Origin of the sequence: Actinosynnema sp. NPDC059335 (assembly GCF_042752395.1) — a bacterium.
Classification (GTDB): Bacteria; Actinomycetota; Actinomycetes; order Mycobacteriales; family Pseudonocardiaceae; genus Actinosynnema.
Genome location: NZ_JBHYXZ010000019.1, coordinates 47,308 through 62,531 on the forward strand (window position 1 = coordinate 47,308; position 15,224 = coordinate 62,531).

The following is a 15,224-nucleotide window of genomic DNA, read 5'->3' on the forward strand; positions in this document are numbered from 1 at the left end:
TGGCGGGCCCGGCGGGGTCCGCTAGTTCCAACTGGGTTGCCACTCGATCCCGGTTGGCCGTGCGCCCCCGGTGTTCATGTACTCGTGCGCGGCGCGGCGTGCTTCGGTCAGCGGGATTTCGGCGTTTGCCGGGAATTCGGTGTCTGAGCCGGTGAAGTAGTACAGGGGTGGTTGCTCGGCGGTGTCGGGTCCCTTGCTGATACAGGCGTCGGGGGCGTCGGGCCCGGAGTAGTAGAGGACTCCACGGCCGGTGCGGGCGTCCAACCCGACGTCAAGGATCGCGTGGCCGGGATCGCCGTGGATGAGCAGTTGGACCGTGATGGGTGCGTTCCAGCCCACGACGGTGTCGAACACGGCGTCCAACTCGGCCGGGGTGTGGACGACGGTGGGCCCGGTGGCTTTCCTGTCGTACCAAGCTTCTAGCGCCACCACGGGCGGGCACCTCCTGTGTATCGCTTGCTGATGGGTTCGCCTTGTTCGGTCGTGCCGTACACGGTGAGCGTCGATCCTTCCGGGAGCAGGATCGGCACGAGGGTGTCACACCCGAACGGGCCGACGCACGGCTCATTGTTGATTACGACCGTGGCGTGTCGGATTCCCTCCCGGCTCATGCGCGTGGCGAGTTTGATTTCCACATCCCCGGTCTTGGCGGATTTTCGCGGCATCCCCATGTCACGTAGTCGGGCATCGGCCGCGTCGGCATCGTCGTCCCGGCCGCTGACAATCGGTTGGGCCGTGCCGTCCGGGCCGATCCAGTAACCGCGCGTCTTCTGCCCGGCTCCGGGCACTACGGGCGGGGGTAGTTCGCGGCGTAGTTCCCCGACCCGTTCGGGTGGGACCGCGGGCCCTTCGGGTTCGGCCCGGTTGGTCGGTGGTGGTGGTGTGGACGGCTGTTGTTCGGGCGGCCGTTGCGGTGGCTGTGCCGGCCGTGGAGCGTCCGGGGCCGGTGGCACGGTGTCCGCACCCGTGAGCGCGGTCAACGCGGCCTGTGCGCGGTCCATGCCCGCCCCGAGGATCTTCCACAGGTCTTTCACCCCGTTGATCACCTGTTGGAAGCCGGCCAGCGCCTGTTCGGTGGCCGACTCCAGCCCGACGGCCCCGCGCAGGTGTGCCGCCAACAGGTCGTGCGCCTCTTCAGCCAAGTCCTGAGCCCGTCCGACTGCGTCGCGGCACTGTGACGCCTTATCGCACGCCTGGGACAGGCTCTGAGCCACTTCCCCGATCGAGGCCACCCGGTCCCCTCTCCCCGCGCGTCAGCGTGGCAGAGGGGTCCGACAGTGACCGTGTCGCCACACTCCGTGTCCGACCCGCCAGAGTGGGGGAACGTGGGCAAGCCGCGGCATCGCCCAGTTGCTCGCTCGCGCTGGCCGGGGCGAGGTGAGCACGCCACTTGCCCACGTCGCGTACCACCTTGGACACGTCGGCGGGATGACACGGACACCGGCCCCACCATCCGACCGCAGTCAACGACGATGGCCCGTCATCCTGCCGATCTGCCCGTCCGGCGAGGACTCTTCTTGCTTTTCGGGTCACATCCCGGTCGGCCCACGCCCGGGCCCACGCCCCCGCCGCCGCAGGTACCGCTCGAACTCGGCCGCGATCGCGTCACCACTGGCCTCGGTGATCTGCAACTCCGCGTCCCCGCGCTCCTCCAACGCCCGCACGTAGTTGCGCACGTCCTCGTCCTCGTCGGCCATCTCGCTGACCGTGCGCTCCCACTCCTCCGCCTGCTCGGGCAGCGCGCCGAGCGGCACCTCGACGTCCAGCACCTCCTCCACCCGGTGCAGCAGCGCCAACGTCGCCTTCGGCGAGGGCGGCTGGGACACGTAGTGGGGCACGGCCGCCCAGAAGGAGATCGCGGGCACGCCCGCCTGCACGCACAGGTCCTGGAACACGCCCACGATCCCGGTCGGCCCCTCGTACCGGGACCGCTCCAACCCGTACTTGGCGGCCGCCGCCTCGTCGTAGGCGGTGCCCGTCACGGGCACGGGACGGGTGTGCGGGGTGTCCATCAGCAGCGCGCCCAGCGTGACCACCGTCGTCACGCCCAGCCGCTCGATGTGCCCGAGCAGCTCGCCGGCGAACTTCCGCCAGCGCATGTTCGGCTCGATCCCGTGCACCAGCACCACGTCGGTGGAGGAGCCGGGTGGACGGCACACCGACAACCGCGTCGTCGGGAATTCCACCCGTCGGGTGACACCGTCCACCATCCGGACTGTGGGTCGAGTCACCTGGAAGTCGTAGTAGTCGTCCGGATCGACCTCCGCCAACGGCCTCGCGTCCCACGTGAGTTGCAGGTGTTCGATCGCCGTGCTGGCGGCGTCGCCTGCATCGTTCCACCCCTCGAACGCGCACACCATGATCGGGTTGGTGAGCGGTTCGCTGGGGTCGTAGGGGGTCTGGTCGGCCTGGTCCGGATCGGTCACGGCGCCAGACTACGACCACCGGCGCACACCCGACGCCGTAGGCTTGGCGCATGTCGGATCGTGTCACGCCCCCGTTCCGGGGCGCGCTCGCCGACCACCTCCTCGTCGCGGGGGCCGTGACGGGCGTGACGCCGAGGTCCGCCCGCCGTCCGTCGGACGACTTCGCAGCTCACCGGGACCGCGACGGGATCGCGCCCGGAGCCCGGCCGGACGTCGCCGGTGCCCTCGCGCCCGGAGCGGAGCCCTCCGGACGGGCCGGGCGCGGCGTCGAGGAGCGGATCTTGGAACTGTCACGTCGGGGTGCCGAACTCACCCGTTCGCGGCACACCACCCCTGAGGCACCGAACGGCGAAAGGCGCACATGACGGTCGAGGCTGTGCTCTGGGACATGGACGGCACGCTGCTGGACTCGGAGAAGCTGTGGGACATCCCGCTCTACGAGTTCGTGGAGAAGTTGGGCGGCACGCTGTCGCTGGAGACCAGGCAGGCGATGGTCGGGTCGAGCGTGCCGCGCACGATGGCGATGCTGTTCGCCGAGGTTGGCGAGCCGAACCCGACGCCGGAGGACGTGGCCGACGGCGCGGCGTGGATCATGCGCCGCACCGAGGAGGTGTTCCGCGCCGGGCTGCCGTGGCGGCCGGGCGCGCAGGAGGCGTTGCGCGCGGTCCGCGACTCGGGGGTGCCGATGGCCCTGGTCACCTCGACCGAGCGCCAGTTGACCGAGGTCGCGCTGGACACCATCGGGCGGGACCTGTTCGACGTCACCGTGTGCGGCGACGAGGTGGACCGCCGCAACAAGCCGCTGCCCGACCCGTACCTGAAGGCCGCGCGCCTGCTCGGCGCGAACCCGACGCGCTGCGTCGCGATCGAGGACTCGCCGACCGGCGTGGCCTCCGCCGCGGCCGCCGGGTGCACGGTCCTGGTGGTGCCGTGCGACGTGCCGGTGGAGCCGGGCGAGCGCCGCGTGTTCCGCGACTCCCTGGTGGGCGTCACCCTAGCGACGCTCGCCCCGCTCCTGAACGGCTGAGACCCCGGCCCGACCGCAGCCGACCCGGCCACAGCCGACCCGACCGCCGCTAGACCGCCGACACCGGCCGAACCCGCCGCACGGCCGGGTCGACCAGCAGCCCGAACACCACCCCGAGCCCCAGCCACAACGTGGCCGTCTCGGCGAGCGACGCGAGCCGGAACTCCCACAGCACGGCACCCGGCACGTCGGCCGGCACCGCGTCCGGCGTGCCCGGGAACGCCACCAGCAGCACGACCACGGCCGCGACCACCGCCAACGCCACCACCGTGCCGCGAACCGGCGGGCTCAACCGGTGAAGCCGTGACGCGAGCCGGCTCGCCCCGGCCGCGACCAGCAGCCCGGCCGCGATCAACCCCAGGTAGAGCACGGTGCGGTACTCCACCGTGTCGGCGTCGCCGACACCGGGCGGGTTGGCCGGGTACTTCACCGCGGGCAGCACCGCGGCCGCGCCGAACGCCGCCGCGGACAGCGTCACCGCCCGCACGAACGGCGTCCGGCCCGCGAACCACCGCCGCGACCCCGCGTACGCCGTGGCGAACAACGCCCCGACCGCGACGCCGACGAGCACCGCGGCCAGCACGCCGCCGACGACCTGCGTGCCCCGGCTGAACACCTCGCCGTGCCCGTGCCCGCCCGACGCCGCGGGCCGCGCCTCCTCGACGGCCAGCGCCGCCCGGATCGGCGCCTCGACCACGAGCACGCCGACCAGGCCCGCGAGCAGCCCGGACACCGCGCCCGCGCCCACACCGCGGGCCAACAACCCCTGGTAGGTGGGTGTCCTCACGCCGGCGCCTAGTGGCACGGGACGCCGAGCGCGTGCCGGCCGTCGTGGAAGAACTCGTGCACGGTCTCGGCGGCGTGGCCGAGCGCGATGCCGTTCTCCTGCAGCACCAGCCAGGTCACGGCCAGCGCGACCAGCGCGACGGCGTAGGCCCATTTGGGGACCGGTGGGGAGAGGGGGTGCGCGGGGCTCGTCATGACGGCCTCCTCCATACCTCGTGGAAGGTCAACAACAACTCGTGCCGCAGCCGGTCTCCTGACTCCCGGATCGACGCCGTCCCCGCGTCTTCCCAGCCGCTGCGCGCGGCCAGTGACGTGCTCGGCGGGTTGGCTCCCCGGTCACAGTGGCGAGGACCGCGCCGGATTCCCACCGGCTTCCCGTCCACTGCGGCGCCCGAACGGTAGAGGCCGATCACCGGCGGGCACAACCGACCAGACGAGTTGTCGTGCGCGTCATCCCCGCCGCGGCGGCAACGGGCAGTCGCCGCACGTGCCGCCGCCGTCGAGCCGGTAGTACAGGCAGCAGCTCCGCCGCCGGAACGCGATCTCGCCGGGGAACGGGATGAAGTCGCCGGTGCCCTTGAGCGGCGGTTCGGCGAACAGCTCGTCGGCCAACGCCGCGCAGTCGACGCCGCCGCGGTGCACCGTGCGCAACGCGCCCGCCGCGGACGACCCCGCGTTGCCCCACAGCAGACCGCGGGCCACCCGGGTGGTCGCGTGCAGCGCCTCCACCACGGGCCCCAGCGACTCGGCGAGGCCGACGCCGGGCAGCGGGTCCTTCAGCCGGACCTGGAGCCCGTCCGGGCCGTAACGCCACCACAGGTTCGCGGGTCGGACGTCCGGCGCGACACCGCCGACCGCGCGGGCGGCCACGACCGGGCTGAGCAGCCGCGCCGTGTAGCCGAGGAAGAACAGCGACCCGGCGACCCGCCGCTCCCCGGTGCGGTAGCGGGCGGCGATCCGGTCGAGGGCGTCGGGCAGGGCGGGGCCGCGGTCCGCCAGCGCCTCGCCGTCGTGCCAGCCGTCGTCGGGCCGGCCGACGTCGAGGGCGAAGAACGGGCTGAGGCCGCGGACCTGCCGCAGGGTGGCCAGGACTCGGGCGAACTCGGACACGCGCCCCAGTCTGCCGCCACCGCGCCACCTGCGTCCGCAAGCCCCCGTCCGCCGCCCTCGTCCGTCAGGGGATGTAGAACGTCATCAGGTCGCCCCGCACCGGCGGGAACAGCGCGTGCATCAGCTCGGCGTTCGGCCCCGGGTACACATCCGGCTCCCGCGCCGTCAGGCCGCGCAGACCGTGCGGACCGAACAGCAGCGACGCCAACCGGTCCGGCGCCACCCCCGCGCCGCCCGCCGCGCCCGGCGCCTGCATCCGACCGCCCGGCACGACCGGCCCGACCTCGCCCGCCCGGAACGGCAGCCGCACGTGCGAGCCGTAGAACGAGACGATCGCCTCACCCTCCCGGTCCGCGAAACCTCCCCGCGCCAACCGCCGCCCGAACACCGGCCGCAGGTGCTCCAGCAACGCGACCGGGTCACCGATCCGCACGTAGTACGAGTTGGCCTCCTCCGGCGGCGGCCCGAGGAACGGCGCCAGCGCCGCGCCCGCCACCGACCACGGCCGGTCGGTCATCTCGGTGGCCCCCGTCGCGGCGAGCAGCGCGTGCGCCGCCGCCTCGTCCACGGCGGCCACCTCGCACAGCCGCACGCCCTCCTCCGGCGGCGTGGTGCGGCCGGTCGCGACCGGCACGCCGTCCCGCTCCACCAGCCACTGCGCGCTGCCGTCGCGGGCCACCAGCCACCGCCACAGCGCGGGGGAGTGCGGCATCCGCAGGTCGGCCCGCGCCTGCTCGGCGTCCTGGAGGCGCGCCATCGCCGGGATGTCGGCCACGGTCGCCTCGCGCACCACGTGCCCGCCGACGTCGGGGCGTCGCACGACCGGCCGGGTGGCCGGGATCGGGATGGCGTAGGTGTAGCCGAACCGCCGGTAGAAGTAGGGGATGCCGAGCATCACGTGCACCAGGTGACCGCGCGCGGCCGAGCGCTCGTGCGCCCACGCCATCAGCGCCCGCACCAGCCCCCGGCCCTCGTAGTCGCGGTGGGTGGCGACCAGCTCGACCTGCCCCGCCGGGATCTCCACGCCGTCGAGCACCAGCGTCTCGTCCAGCAGGGTCGCGGTCGACACGACCTCGTCGCCGTCCACCACGACCGCGCACGCGTCCCAGCCCGCGTCCGGGTCCTCGACCACCAGGCGGTGGTCCACGGCGTCGGCCGGCTCGCCGCGCTCGGCCAGCAGCGCGCCGATCCGGTCGAGGTCTTCGGGGCGCGCGGTCCGCAGCACCAGCCCATCGGTCACCACGCCAGTGTCGTGAGGCGACCGGAGACCGCGCCAGCGGTTTTTCGGTGGCGTCGGCGGCCACGCCACCGCACAATCCGCGCATGCCCTGGCTCCCCGCTGACTTCGCCCACCCGACCCGCGTGCCGCTCGACGCCGAGCACCACCTGCGGCCCATCCGCGAGTCCGATGTGGACATCGACTACCCGGCCGTGATGGGCTCGCGGGAGCGGCTGTGGTCGCGGTACGGCGAGAAGTGGGGCTGGCCGCCCGCCGACATGACCCACGAGCAGGACCGGGTGGACCTCGCCCGCCACGAACGCGAGCAGGACGCGCACGAGTCGTTCAACTACGCCCTGTTCGACGCCGCCGAGACCGCGCTGCTCGGCTGCGTCTACATCGACCCCGTGGCCGAGCACGAGCCCGCCGACGCGCGGATCTCCTGGTGGGTCGTGGACGGGCACGTGGGCACCGACCTGGAACGTGCGCTCGACGCGTTCGTGCCGAAGTGGATCGCGGAGGTGTGGCCCTTCACCAGTCCCGAGTACGGGATCTAGAGTCCGTGCGGTGACCTCGTCGGCCAAGTGGACCATCGTCGCCGTCTGCCTCACCGTCCTCGCCGTGCTGGTGCCGTGGTCGCACTACGGCGGCATCGACGTCGAGCTGCCCCGCCTGCCGCTCTGGTGGGCCTACGTGGGCGCGGCGTCGGCGATGCACGCGACCGCGATGGCGCCGCCGCGTGCCGCGCTGCCGGTGGCGGCGGCGTTCGCCGTGGTCGCGCTGGTGGCGGCGGTGGTCGTCGCGACCGGCTACGACGCCTCGTCCCACATCTTCGACCACGTCATCCCGGCCGTCCGGCCGCGTCCCGGGCTGGGCGCGGTGTTCGCCGTGGCGGCGGTGGCCGCGCAGGCGGCCGGGCTGCGCGCCCGTGCCCGCGCGGCGCGGTCCGTCCCGGCCTGACCGGGGTCCTGGCTGCCTGCGGCCGTTCGGGGGATGGGAGGATCAGACCCCGTGAAGACCTTCGACGAGCTGTTCGCCGAGCTGAGCGAACGCGCACGCACCCGCCCTGAGGGCTCCGCCACCGCCGCGGCTCTGGAGGCCGGGGTGCATGCGCAGGGCAAGAAGGTGCTGGAGGAGGCCGGCGAGGTCTGGATCGCCGCGGAGCACGAGTCCGACGAACGCCTGGCCGAAGAGGTCTCCCAACTGCTGTACCGCGTGCAGGTGCTGATGCTCGGCCGCGGCCTGACCCTCGAAGACGTCTACAAGCACCTGTGATCCTGGAAGTCGCCGCGCTCGACGTCCGCCCCGGGCTGGAGGCGGACTTCGAGCGGGCGTTCGCCGAGGCGCGCGGGCTCGTGGCGCGCTCGCCCGGGTTCGTCTCGCTCGACCTGCGGCGCTCGGTCGAACGACCGTCCCGGTACCTGCTGCTGGTGGGGTGGGAACGGCTGGAGGACCACACGGTCGGCTTCCGGCAGGGACCGCTGTACCCGCGCTGGAAGGCGTTGCTGCACCACTTCTACGACCCGTTCCCGACCGTCGAGCACTACCGCGAGCCCTGACCGCCCAGCAGCGCGACCACCTGGTCGTCGGTGACCTGGTCGAACCGCTCGTAGAACCGGCCGACCGCGCGGAAGTCGGCCCGCGCGTGCGGGCACACGACCAGGTCGGCGTCCTCGGCCAGGGCGCGCACCGCGTCCGCCGCGCCCACCGGCACCGCCAGCACCAGGCGGCCGGGCCGCTGCCCGCGGGCTTCCCGCAGGGCGGCGCGGGCGGTGACGCCGGTGGCCAGCCCGTCGTCCACCACCAGCACGTCCCGGCCCTCCAGCCGCACCGGCCCGTCGCGGTACCGCGCGAGCCGCCGCCGGGCCTCCTGCCGTTCGGCCGCGCACGTCTCGGCCAGGTCGTCGGCGGTGAGGCGGAGCAGGCGCAGCGCGTCCTCGTCGAAGATCGGCGCGCCGTCGGCGGTGACCGCGCCGACGCCGTACTCGGGGTGGCCGGTCGCGCCGATCTTGCGGGCCACGGCCACGCCCAGCTCGCCGCCCAGCGCCGAGGCCACCTCGACCGCCACCGGCACGCCGCCGCGGGCCAGGCCGAGCACCAGGGGGTCGGTCCACGTCCGGTCGGCCAGCGCGCGGGCGAGCACCCGGCCGGCGTCGGAGCGGTCCGCGAACCTCACACCCCCATGGTGCGCGCGTCGCGGGCGGCCGGCGACCGCCGGGCTAGCGCTCCCGCACGAACAGCGACTGCGCGCCGCGCCCCACCTCGCCGCGCTCGTCGTGCAGCACGCTGCTCGCCACGCCGACGCCGGACGGTCCGATCACGGTCCGCGCGTCCAGGGCGAACCACTCGCCGACCGGCTCCCGGTGCAGGTGCACGGTCAGGTCGGTGTTGATCGCGTACCAGGTGCGCAGGTCGAGCCGGCTCGACACGCCGCTCGCCGAGTCCGCCGCGGTGAACAGGCGCTGCGTCGCGCTCGGCTCCTCGCCGGCCACCACGCGCACCCGCGGCCGGGCCCACACCACCGCGTCGCCGGGCGTGAAGACCCCGCCGCGGACCGAGCGCCACTCCATCGCCCCCAGGTAGCCGCCCCGCCAGTGCTCCGGGATCGCCATCGGCCCGCACTCCGCCGGCGGGGTCGGCGGCCCCTGGTCGCCGGCCGCGACCGACGCCGTGTCGCCGACCACCATCCGCCAGGCGTGGGCCCGCAGCACCGGCCGGCCGGCGTGCGCGAGTTCCGCGGCCAGCAGCTCCACCGAACGGCCCGGCCGCAGCACCGACGCCGTCACGGTCAGCTCCGCCACCGGCACCGGGCCCAGCACCTCGAACGCGACCCGCGACAGCGCCGTCCCGGGACGCGGCGCGCACCGCTCCAGCGCCCGCACCAGCAGCGCGGACGGCGGCCCGAGGTGCTGGCTGTCCTCGCTCCACGGCCCCGAGGTGTGCCGGGTGGAGGCGAACCGGTCGTCGGCCAGCCGCTCGTAGAACGCGTCCATCGGTCGGCCCCCGTCAGTCGGCCCGGTCCAGCGCGGTCTCCACCCCGGCGTCCGGCTCCGGCCAACCCGGGTACGGCGGCGGCGTGCCGTCGAACGCCGGGCACAGCGCCTTGTGGTCGCAGTAGTCGCACAGCCTGCCCGGGTTCGGCCGGAAGTCGCCCGACTTCGCCGCGCGCAGGATCGCGTCCCAGATCGCCTCCAGCGTGCGCTCGAACCGGGTCAGCTCGGCCTCGTCCGGCTGGTAGGCGAGCGCCTGCCGGTCGGCCAGGTACATCAGCCGGAGCTGGCGCGGCACCACGCCCCGCAGCCGCCACAGCACCAGCGCGTAGAACTTCATCTGGAACAGCGCCTTGGCCTCGCCGACCTCGCGCGGCGCGGCGCCCGTCTTGTAGTCGACCACCCGGATCTCGCCGGTCGGCGCCACGTCCACCCGGTCGATGTACCCGCGCAGCAGCACCCCGGAGGGCAGCTCCCACTCCACCAGCAGCTCGCGCGCGTCGGCGTCGAACCGGCGCGGGTCCTCCAGCCCGAAGTAGCCGTCCAGCAGCTCCTCCGCCGAGGCGAGCCACCGCTCCTGCTCCGGGTCGCCCTCGGCGAACAGCTCGGCGAACTCGGGCCGCTCCGCCCGCACCCGCTCCCACGCCGGCCCCAGCAGCGCCCGCGCCGTCTCCGGCAGCCGCTCGGCCGCGGGCAGCCCGAACAGGTCCTCCAGCACCGCGTGCACCACCGTGCCGCGCACCTGCGCCCTCGTCGGCTTCTCCGGCAGCCGGTCGACGGCGCGGAAGCGGTAGAGCAGCGGGCACTGCTTGAAGTCGCCCGCGCGGGAGGGCGACAGCGCCGGCCTGCGGACCGGGCGCTCGGTGATCGTGGGCACTGCCATGGTCGAGAACCATAGGCCAAGCCCCCGACAAGATCGGGTTCCGGCGGGGGCGCCCGGTGCGCTCGTCGGGGTGTGCGCGGGTGTGCCGGTCGGTCTCGCCGTGCAGGTCACGGCGCCGGTGGCGGCGTCCCGGACCGCGAGCCGACGGCGGCCCGGCCGACCGGGACGCCGCGCCCGGCGCTGATCCAACACAGTGCCGATACACCCGGCACCCTAGGCTCGGGACGTGGCGACGACGGGGAGTTGGCGGCGGCAGGTCGGCCGGGACGGCGGGCTGCCGCTGTTCCGCGCGGCCGGGATCCCGGTGCTGCTCGCGCCCTCGTGGTGGCTCGGCTCGGCGGCCATCGTGGTGCTGTACGCGCCGCTGGTCGGCCGCATCGCGCCCGGCGCGGGCGGGCTCACCGGCGTGCTGCTGGCCGCCACGTTCGCGATCTTCCTCGGCCTCTCGGTGCTGGCGCACGAACTCGGCCACAGCCTGGTCGCCCTGCGCCTGGGCCTGCCGGTGCGCCGGCTGCGGCTGTTCCTGCTCGGCGGCGTGTCCGAGGTGATGCGCACCCCGACCCGCCCCGGCCACGAGGGCGCCATCGCCGCCGCGGGCCCGATCGTCTCCATCGTGCTGGCCGGCCTGTTCGCGCTGGCCGCCGCCGCCATCCCGCGGCCGGACGCGGTCTGGCTGCTGATCGCGCAGACCGCGTTCGCCAACGCCGCCGTCGCGGTGTTCAACCTGCTCCCCGGCCTGCCGCTGGACGGCGGCCGGATCCTGCGCGCGGGCGTGTGGGCCGTCACGGGCCGCCGCGCGGCGGGCACCAGGGCCGCCGTGATCGGCGGCGGCGTCGTGGCGGCGCTGCTGGTCGTCTGGGCGCTGTGGGGCGTGCTCGACGGGGCCGAGGACCGCTGGATCCGCTTCGGCGTGTGCCTGCTGACCGCGTGGTTCGTGCTGGCCGGCGCGCGCGGCGAGCTGACCGCCGAGCGCCGCAGCACCTGGCCGGACGGCCTGACCCTGGGCCAGCTCGTCCGACCCGTGCTGCAACTGCCCGCCGAGAGCCCGGTGTCGGGCGCGCTCACCGCGTCCGCCGGCCGGGGCGTGGTCCTGGTCCGCGCGGACGGGGTCGCGGCCGGCCTGCTGGACCGCGAGCTGGCCACCCGCCTGGCCAGCACGTCACCGCACGCGCCCGCCGAGCAGGCCGCCGTGCCGATCCGGCCGGAGACCGTGCTGCTGGAGAACGAGACCGGCGCGGAGGTGGTGGAACGCGTGCACGGCACCGCCGCCTGGGAGTACCTGGTGGTCGACCTCGAAGGGCGACCGGCGGGCGTGCTGCGCCGCGAGGACCTCAAGGCCGCGCTGGACCGCCGCTGAGCAGCCCGGCCTCCTGCGCGAGGATCGCCGCCTGCACCCGCGACCGCAGGCCCAGCTTGGTCAGCACCCGGGACACGTGGGTCTTCACCGTCGTCTCACCGATGTGCAGCTTTCGCCCGATCTGGTGATTCGACAGACCCTCGCCCAGGCACACCAGCACCTCGACCTCACGCTCGGTCAACGCGTCGAGCCCGGCCGGGCGAGGCCGCGGCGCGGTCGAGGCGAACTCGCGCATCACCCGCCGCGTCACGCCCGGCGCGAGCACGCCGTCCCCGGCGGCGACCTGCCGCACCGCGTCGACCAGCGCGGACGCCTCCACCGACTTCAGCAGGAACCCGGCCGCGCCCGCCCGCAGCGCGCCCCGCACGTACTCGTCCAGGTCGAACGTGGTCAGCACCAGCACGTCGCACACGCCGCTGAGCCGCCGGGTCGCCTCGATGCCGTCCATCCCGGGCATCCGGATGTCCATCAGCACCACGTCCGGCGCGAGCCGCGTCGCCAGCCGCACCGCCTCCGCGCCTCCGCGCCGTCCGCCGCCTCGCCGACCACCTCGACGCCGTCCGCGTCGTCGAGGATCATCACCAGGCCCGCGCGGATCGCCGCGTGGTCGTCGGCCACCACGACCCGGATCACAGCGGGAACCCGGCCCGCACGACCCACCCGCCGTCGCCGTCGCGGCCCGCGGAGAACTCCCCGCCGACCAGGTGGGCGCGTTCGGCCATGCTCACCAACCCCGTTCCCGTCCCGTCGCCGCGCGGCCCGTCGACCACGTCGTTGCGCACGACCACCACCAGCCGCCTGACCTGCCGTTCCAGCACCACCGACGTGCGCGAGCCCGGCGCGTGCTTCACCGCGTTGGTCAACGCCTCCTGCACGACCCGGTACGCCGCCAGCTCCACCTCCACCGGCAGCTCGCCCACGTCGGCGCCGCGCAGCTCCACCGCCAGCCCGCTCGCGGCGGCCGACTCGACCAGCCGGCCCACGTCCGCGAGCCGCACCGCCACCGGCTCGTCCGCGGGCCCGTCGGCCCGCAGCACGTCGATCATGGTCCGCATCTCGGCCAGGGACCGGACGCTGTTCTCGCGGACCGACCTCAGCACCGTGCGCACCCGCTCCGGGTACGGCTCCCGCACCGACAGCACCGCCTCGGATTGGATGGCGATCGCCGACAGGTGCCCGGCCACCACGTCGTGCAGGTCGCGGGCCATCCGGTTGCGCTCGGCGTTCACCGCGGCCCGCCGGTCCAGCTCGGCGATGCGGGCGACCTGCTCGGCGCTCTCCCGGTGCTGCCGCACGTTCGTCGCCCACCACACGGGCACCACGAGCAGCGAGAACACCTGCAGACCGGTGGAGAAGGACTGCCGCCAGTCGCCCAGCACCGCGGCCGCCACCGTGACGCCGACCGTCGCCACCGCCACGCCGCCCACCAGGAACCGGTGCAGCCGGCGCGGCCCGTGCAGGGTGGCCACGAACAGCACGTCGACGCACACCATCAGCACCGGCATGCCCAGGTCGAAGTGCCAGTCGGTGAGCACGGCCGCCCCGACCACGGCCAACGCCACGGGCGGCGAGCCGCGGCGGAACGCCTGGCCGGCGCACGCCACCGCCAGGACGCCCACCCGGGCCCAGGTCGGCGCCGCGGTGCCCCGGGCGCCCGGCGCCAGGTCCATCCCCAGCCAGGCGACCAGCAGCCCCACGCCGAAGAACAGCGCCGCGACCAGCACGTCCCGGCGTTTCCCGTGGAGCTCCACCCCGTCATCACAGCACAGGGCCGCACGCCGGTCGTCCTCCCAACCGACCCGGCGGCGTCCTACTAACTGATGACGCGAGGTCGTTCGGCCCGCCGACGCGCGCGAGGCCGCGAGTGGGCAGGATTGATCCCGTGGTCGATCCGTTGGTAGTCGTCATCGTCGCGTGCGAGATCGGGTTCTGGGTGCTGCTGGGCGCGGGGCTGCTGGCCCGCTACGCGCTCCGGATGCGCAGGCTGAGCGCGGTGCTGCTGGTGTGCACACCCGTCGTGGACGTCGTGCTGCTCGTGGCCACCGTCGTGGACCTGCGGTCGGGTGGGGAGGCCACGGCGGCGCACGGGCTCGCCGCCGTCTACCTGGGCGTGAGCGTGGCGTTCGGGCACACCATGCTGCGGTGGGCCGACCAGCGGGTCGCCCACCGGTTCGCGGGCGGCCCGCCGCCGACCAAGCCTCCCAGGCACGGCGCGGCGAAGGTGCGCTACGAGTGGCGCGAGTGGGGCAAGTTCGTGCTGGCCTGGGCCATCGCGGGCGCGGTGGTGCTGCTGCTCACCTACGTCGCGGGCACGCGGGAGCGCACCCTGGCGCTGTGGGGGCAGATGGCCACCATGACGGTCGTCGGCCTGATCTGGCTGGTCGGCTGGCCCCTGTACCACACGGTCACCGAGCTGTTCCGCAAGGACAAGGCCGCCGTCAAGGGCGACTGAGCGCGTCGGGCGGGGGCGCACCTGCCGCCGGCCGCGCGCGGCGTCCGTGCGACCATCGTGCGCCCTTGACGACGCGTGCAGCAGGAGGTTCGCCGCGGTGAGCACCGCCAGTGGTCCGTTCCGACCGGGAGACCGGGTGCAGTTGACCGACCCGAAGGGACGGCACTACACGATCGTGCTCGAACCGGGCAAGGAGTACCACACCCACCGCGGCGCGTTGCCGCACGACAAGCTCATCGGGCAGCCCGAGGGGTCCGTGGTCGTCTCGGTCGGCGGCACGTCGTTCCTGGCCCTGCGGCCCCTGCTGCCGGACTACGTGCTGTCCATGCCGCGCGGCGCCCAGGTGATCTACCCCAAGGACGCCGCCCAGATCGTCATGTACGGCGACGTGTTCCCCGGCGCGCGGGTGCTGGAGGCCGGCGCCGGGTCGGGCGCCCTGACCTGCTCGTTGCTGCGGGCGGTGGGGGAGAAGGGCAGCGTGACGTCCTACGAGGTGCGGCAGGACCACGCCGACCACGCGGTGCGCAACGTCGAGCAGTTCTTCGGCGAGCGGCCGGGCAACTGGTCGTTGACCGTGGGGGACGTGGCCGCGCACGAGGGCGAGGTCGACCGGGTCGTGCTGGACATGCTCGCGCCCTGGGAGGTGCTGCCCACGGTGTCCCGCAGCCTCATCCCCGGCGGCGTGCTGGTGGTGTACGTGGCGACCACCACGCAGCTGTCGAGGGTCACCGAGGCCATCCGGGAGCAGCAGCACTGGACCGAGCCGCACGCGTGGGAGACGCTCGTGCGGCCGTGGCACGTGGTCGGCCTGGCGGTGCGGCCCGAGCACCGGATGATCGGGCACACCGCGTTCCTGCTGACCACCCGCCGGCTCGCCGACGGCGTCACGCCGCCCCGGCCGCAGCGGAGGCCGTCCAAGGGCTGACGCAAGGCCCTGAACAGCGAGAACGGCCCCGGCACGCGAGGTGCGGGGC

19 protein-coding genes, 1 pseudogene and 1 riboswitch are annotated in these 15,224 nt (G+C 74.4%); of the genes and pseudogenes, 8 read left to right on the forward strand and 12 right to left on the reverse strand.

All coding sequences use genetic code 11. The features are described 5' to 3' along the window. Positions 1 to 21: 21 nt before the first annotated feature. From ACFXGA_RS08935 to ACFXGA_RS08945, 3 genes are all read right to left on the reverse strand, one after another. Positions 22 to 432, reverse strand: a complete 411-nt coding sequence (locus ACFXGA_RS08935) for an Imm1 family immunity protein (protein WP_378085756.1) — start codon at positions 430 to 432, stop codon at positions 22 to 24. Further along, positions 420 to 1,142, reverse strand: a complete 723-nt coding sequence (locus tag ACFXGA_RS08940; protein ID WP_378085758.1) for a DddA-like double-stranded DNA deaminase toxin — start codon at positions 1,140 to 1,142, stop codon at positions 420 to 422. Before ACFXGA_RS08940 ends, ACFXGA_RS08935 begins: the two co-directional genes overlap by 13 nt. A 387-nt stretch (positions 1,143 to 1,529) precedes the next feature. Next, positions 1,530 to 2,426: a PAC2 family protein gene (locus ACFXGA_RS08945; protein WP_378085760.1), complete on the reverse strand. Its 897-nt coding sequence runs from the start codon at positions 2,424 to 2,426 to the stop codon at positions 1,530 to 1,532. Positions 2,427 to 2,787: 361 nt separating this feature from the next. Between ACFXGA_RS08945 and ACFXGA_RS08950 the strand changes: the two genes are divergently transcribed. Continuing rightward, positions 2,788 to 3,453, forward strand: a complete 666-nt coding sequence (locus ACFXGA_RS08950) for an HAD family hydrolase (protein WP_378085762.1) — start codon at positions 2,788 to 2,790, stop codon at positions 3,451 to 3,453. 49 nt (positions 3,454 to 3,502) lie between these two features. On the opposite strand, the gene ACFXGA_RS08955 is transcribed toward ACFXGA_RS08950, so the two are convergent. The 4 genes from ACFXGA_RS08955 to ACFXGA_RS08970 all read right to left on the reverse strand — a co-directional run bounded on the left by ACFXGA_RS08955 (position 3,503) and on the right by ACFXGA_RS08970 (position 6,589). After that, positions 3,503 to 4,240: a CbtA family protein gene (locus ACFXGA_RS08955; protein ID WP_378085764.1), complete on the reverse strand. Its 738-nt coding sequence runs from the start codon at positions 4,238 to 4,240 to the stop codon at positions 3,503 to 3,505. 8 nt (positions 4,241 to 4,248) lie between these two features. Beyond that, on the reverse strand, positions 4,249 to 4,434 hold the full coding sequence (locus ACFXGA_RS08960) for a CbtB-domain containing protein (protein ID WP_378085766.1): 186 nt from the start codon (positions 4,432 to 4,434) through the stop codon (positions 4,249 to 4,251). A 30-nt stretch (positions 4,435 to 4,464) separates the two neighbouring features. Continuing rightward, positions 4,465 to 4,641: riboswitch (cobalamin riboswitch) on the reverse strand. Positions 4,642 to 4,689: 48 nt separating this feature from the next. Then, positions 4,690 to 5,349, reverse strand: a complete 660-nt coding sequence (locus tag ACFXGA_RS08965; RefSeq protein ID WP_378085768.1) for a (2Fe-2S)-binding protein — start codon at positions 5,347 to 5,349, stop codon at positions 4,690 to 4,692. Between the two features lie 64 nt (positions 5,350 to 5,413). Further along, on the reverse strand, positions 5,414 to 6,589 hold the full coding sequence (locus ACFXGA_RS08970; protein WP_378085770.1) for a GNAT family N-acetyltransferase: 1,176 nt from the start codon (positions 6,587 to 6,589) through the stop codon (positions 5,414 to 5,416). 83 nt (positions 6,590 to 6,672) lie between these two features. Between ACFXGA_RS08970 and ACFXGA_RS08975 the strand changes: the two genes are divergently transcribed. From ACFXGA_RS08975 to ACFXGA_RS08990, 4 genes are read left to right on the forward strand one after another with little or no spacing between them, the layout of a single operon-like run. Further along, the gene (locus ACFXGA_RS08975; RefSeq protein WP_378085772.1) at positions 6,673 to 7,125 is read left to right on the forward strand and encodes an N-acetyltransferase; all 453 of its coding nucleotides are present in this window, start codon (positions 6,673 to 6,675) and stop codon (positions 7,123 to 7,125) included. 10 nt (positions 7,126 to 7,135) lie between these two features. Next, complete coding sequence (locus ACFXGA_RS08980) at positions 7,136 to 7,528, forward strand: hypothetical protein (protein ID WP_378085774.1); 393 nt, start codon at positions 7,136 to 7,138, stop codon at positions 7,526 to 7,528. 51 nt (positions 7,529 to 7,579) lie between these two features. After that, the gene (locus ACFXGA_RS08985) at positions 7,580 to 7,843 is read left to right on the forward strand and encodes a phosphoribosyl-ATP diphosphatase (RefSeq protein ID WP_033434999.1); all 264 of its coding nucleotides are present in this window, start codon (positions 7,580 to 7,582) and stop codon (positions 7,841 to 7,843) included. Continuing rightward, on the forward strand, positions 7,840 to 8,127 hold the full coding sequence (locus ACFXGA_RS08990; RefSeq protein ID WP_378085776.1) for an antibiotic biosynthesis monooxygenase family protein: 288 nt from the start codon (positions 7,840 to 7,842) through the stop codon (positions 8,125 to 8,127). Before ACFXGA_RS08985 ends, ACFXGA_RS08990 begins: the two co-directional genes overlap by 4 nt. Here the strand turns inward: ACFXGA_RS08990 and ACFXGA_RS08995 are convergent. Genes ACFXGA_RS08995 through ACFXGA_RS09005 form a run of 3 tightly spaced genes read right to left on the reverse strand, consistent with a single transcriptional unit; the run spans position 8,112 to position 10,441 of the window. Next, positions 8,112 to 8,744: a phosphoribosyltransferase gene (locus ACFXGA_RS08995; protein ID WP_378085778.1), complete on the reverse strand. Its 633-nt coding sequence runs from the start codon at positions 8,742 to 8,744 to the stop codon at positions 8,112 to 8,114. The genes ACFXGA_RS08990 and ACFXGA_RS08995 overlap by 16 nt on opposite strands. A 43-nt stretch (positions 8,745 to 8,787) precedes the next feature. Further along, on the reverse strand, positions 8,788 to 9,561 hold the full coding sequence (locus ACFXGA_RS09000) for a thioesterase family protein (protein ID WP_378085780.1): 774 nt from the start codon (positions 9,559 to 9,561) through the stop codon (positions 8,788 to 8,790). 13 nt (positions 9,562 to 9,574) lie between these two features. Beyond that, complete coding sequence (locus ACFXGA_RS09005; RefSeq protein WP_378085782.1) at positions 9,575 to 10,441, reverse strand: RecB family exonuclease; 867 nt, start codon at positions 10,439 to 10,441, stop codon at positions 9,575 to 9,577. A gap of 226 nt (positions 10,442 to 10,667) precedes the next feature. On the opposite strand from ACFXGA_RS09005, the gene ACFXGA_RS09010 reads away from it, so the two are divergent. Beyond that, complete coding sequence (locus ACFXGA_RS09010; protein ID WP_378085784.1) at positions 10,668 to 11,798, forward strand: site-2 protease family protein; 1,131 nt, start codon at positions 10,668 to 10,670, stop codon at positions 11,796 to 11,798. Here the strand turns inward: ACFXGA_RS09010 and ACFXGA_RS09015 are convergent. Together ACFXGA_RS09015 and ACFXGA_RS09020 are read right to left on the reverse strand one after the other, a co-directional pair. After that, positions 11,773 to 12,377 (reverse strand): annotated as a pseudogene (locus tag ACFXGA_RS09015) (LuxR C-terminal-related transcriptional regulator). The gene ACFXGA_RS09010 and the pseudogene ACFXGA_RS09015 overlap by 26 nt on opposite strands. Before the next feature lie 50 nt (positions 12,378 to 12,427). Beyond that, positions 12,428 to 13,549 carry a sensor histidine kinase gene (locus ACFXGA_RS09020; protein WP_378085786.1) on the reverse strand — a complete coding sequence of 374 codons (1,122 nt, stop codon included), beginning with the start codon at positions 13,547 to 13,549 and terminating at the stop codon, positions 12,428 to 12,430. 131 nt (positions 13,550 to 13,680) lie between these two features. Between ACFXGA_RS09020 and ACFXGA_RS09025 the strand changes: the two genes are divergently transcribed. Both ACFXGA_RS09025 and ACFXGA_RS09030 read left to right on the forward strand, forming a co-directional pair. Then, positions 13,681 to 14,250 (forward strand): hypothetical protein, encoded by a 570-nt coding sequence (locus ACFXGA_RS09025; RefSeq protein ID WP_378085788.1) that lies wholly within the window; start codon positions 13,681 to 13,683, stop codon positions 14,248 to 14,250. A 97-nt stretch (positions 14,251 to 14,347) separates the two neighbouring features. After that, a complete protein-coding gene (locus ACFXGA_RS09030; protein ID WP_378085790.1) occupies positions 14,348 to 15,175 on the forward strand; it encodes a tRNA (adenine-N1)-methyltransferase in 828 nt (275 codons plus the stop codon). Positions 15,176 to 15,224: the final 49 nt, after the last annotated feature.

What these genes read in the sequence shown, in the direction of transcription:
- ACFXGA_RS09000 (WP_378085780.1), bottom strand. Translation starts at nt 9,561, where the DNA reads ATGGACGCGTTCTACGAGCGGCTGGCCGACGACCGGTTCGCCTCCACC.
- ACFXGA_RS08960 (WP_378085766.1), bottom strand. Translation starts at nt 4,434, where the DNA reads ATGACGAGCCCCGCGCACCCCCTCTCCCCACCGGTCCCCAAATGGGCC.
- ACFXGA_RS09005 (WP_378085782.1), bottom strand. Translation starts at nt 10,441, where the DNA reads ATGGCAGTGCCCACGATCACCGAGCGCCCGGTCCGCAGGCCGGCGCTG.
- ACFXGA_RS08950 (WP_378085762.1), top strand. Translation starts at nt 2,788, where the DNA reads ATGACGGTCGAGGCTGTGCTCTGGGACATGGACGGCACGCTGCTGGAC.
- ACFXGA_RS08975 (WP_378085772.1), top strand. Translation starts at nt 6,673, where the DNA reads ATGCCCTGGCTCCCCGCTGACTTCGCCCACCCGACCCGCGTGCCGCTC.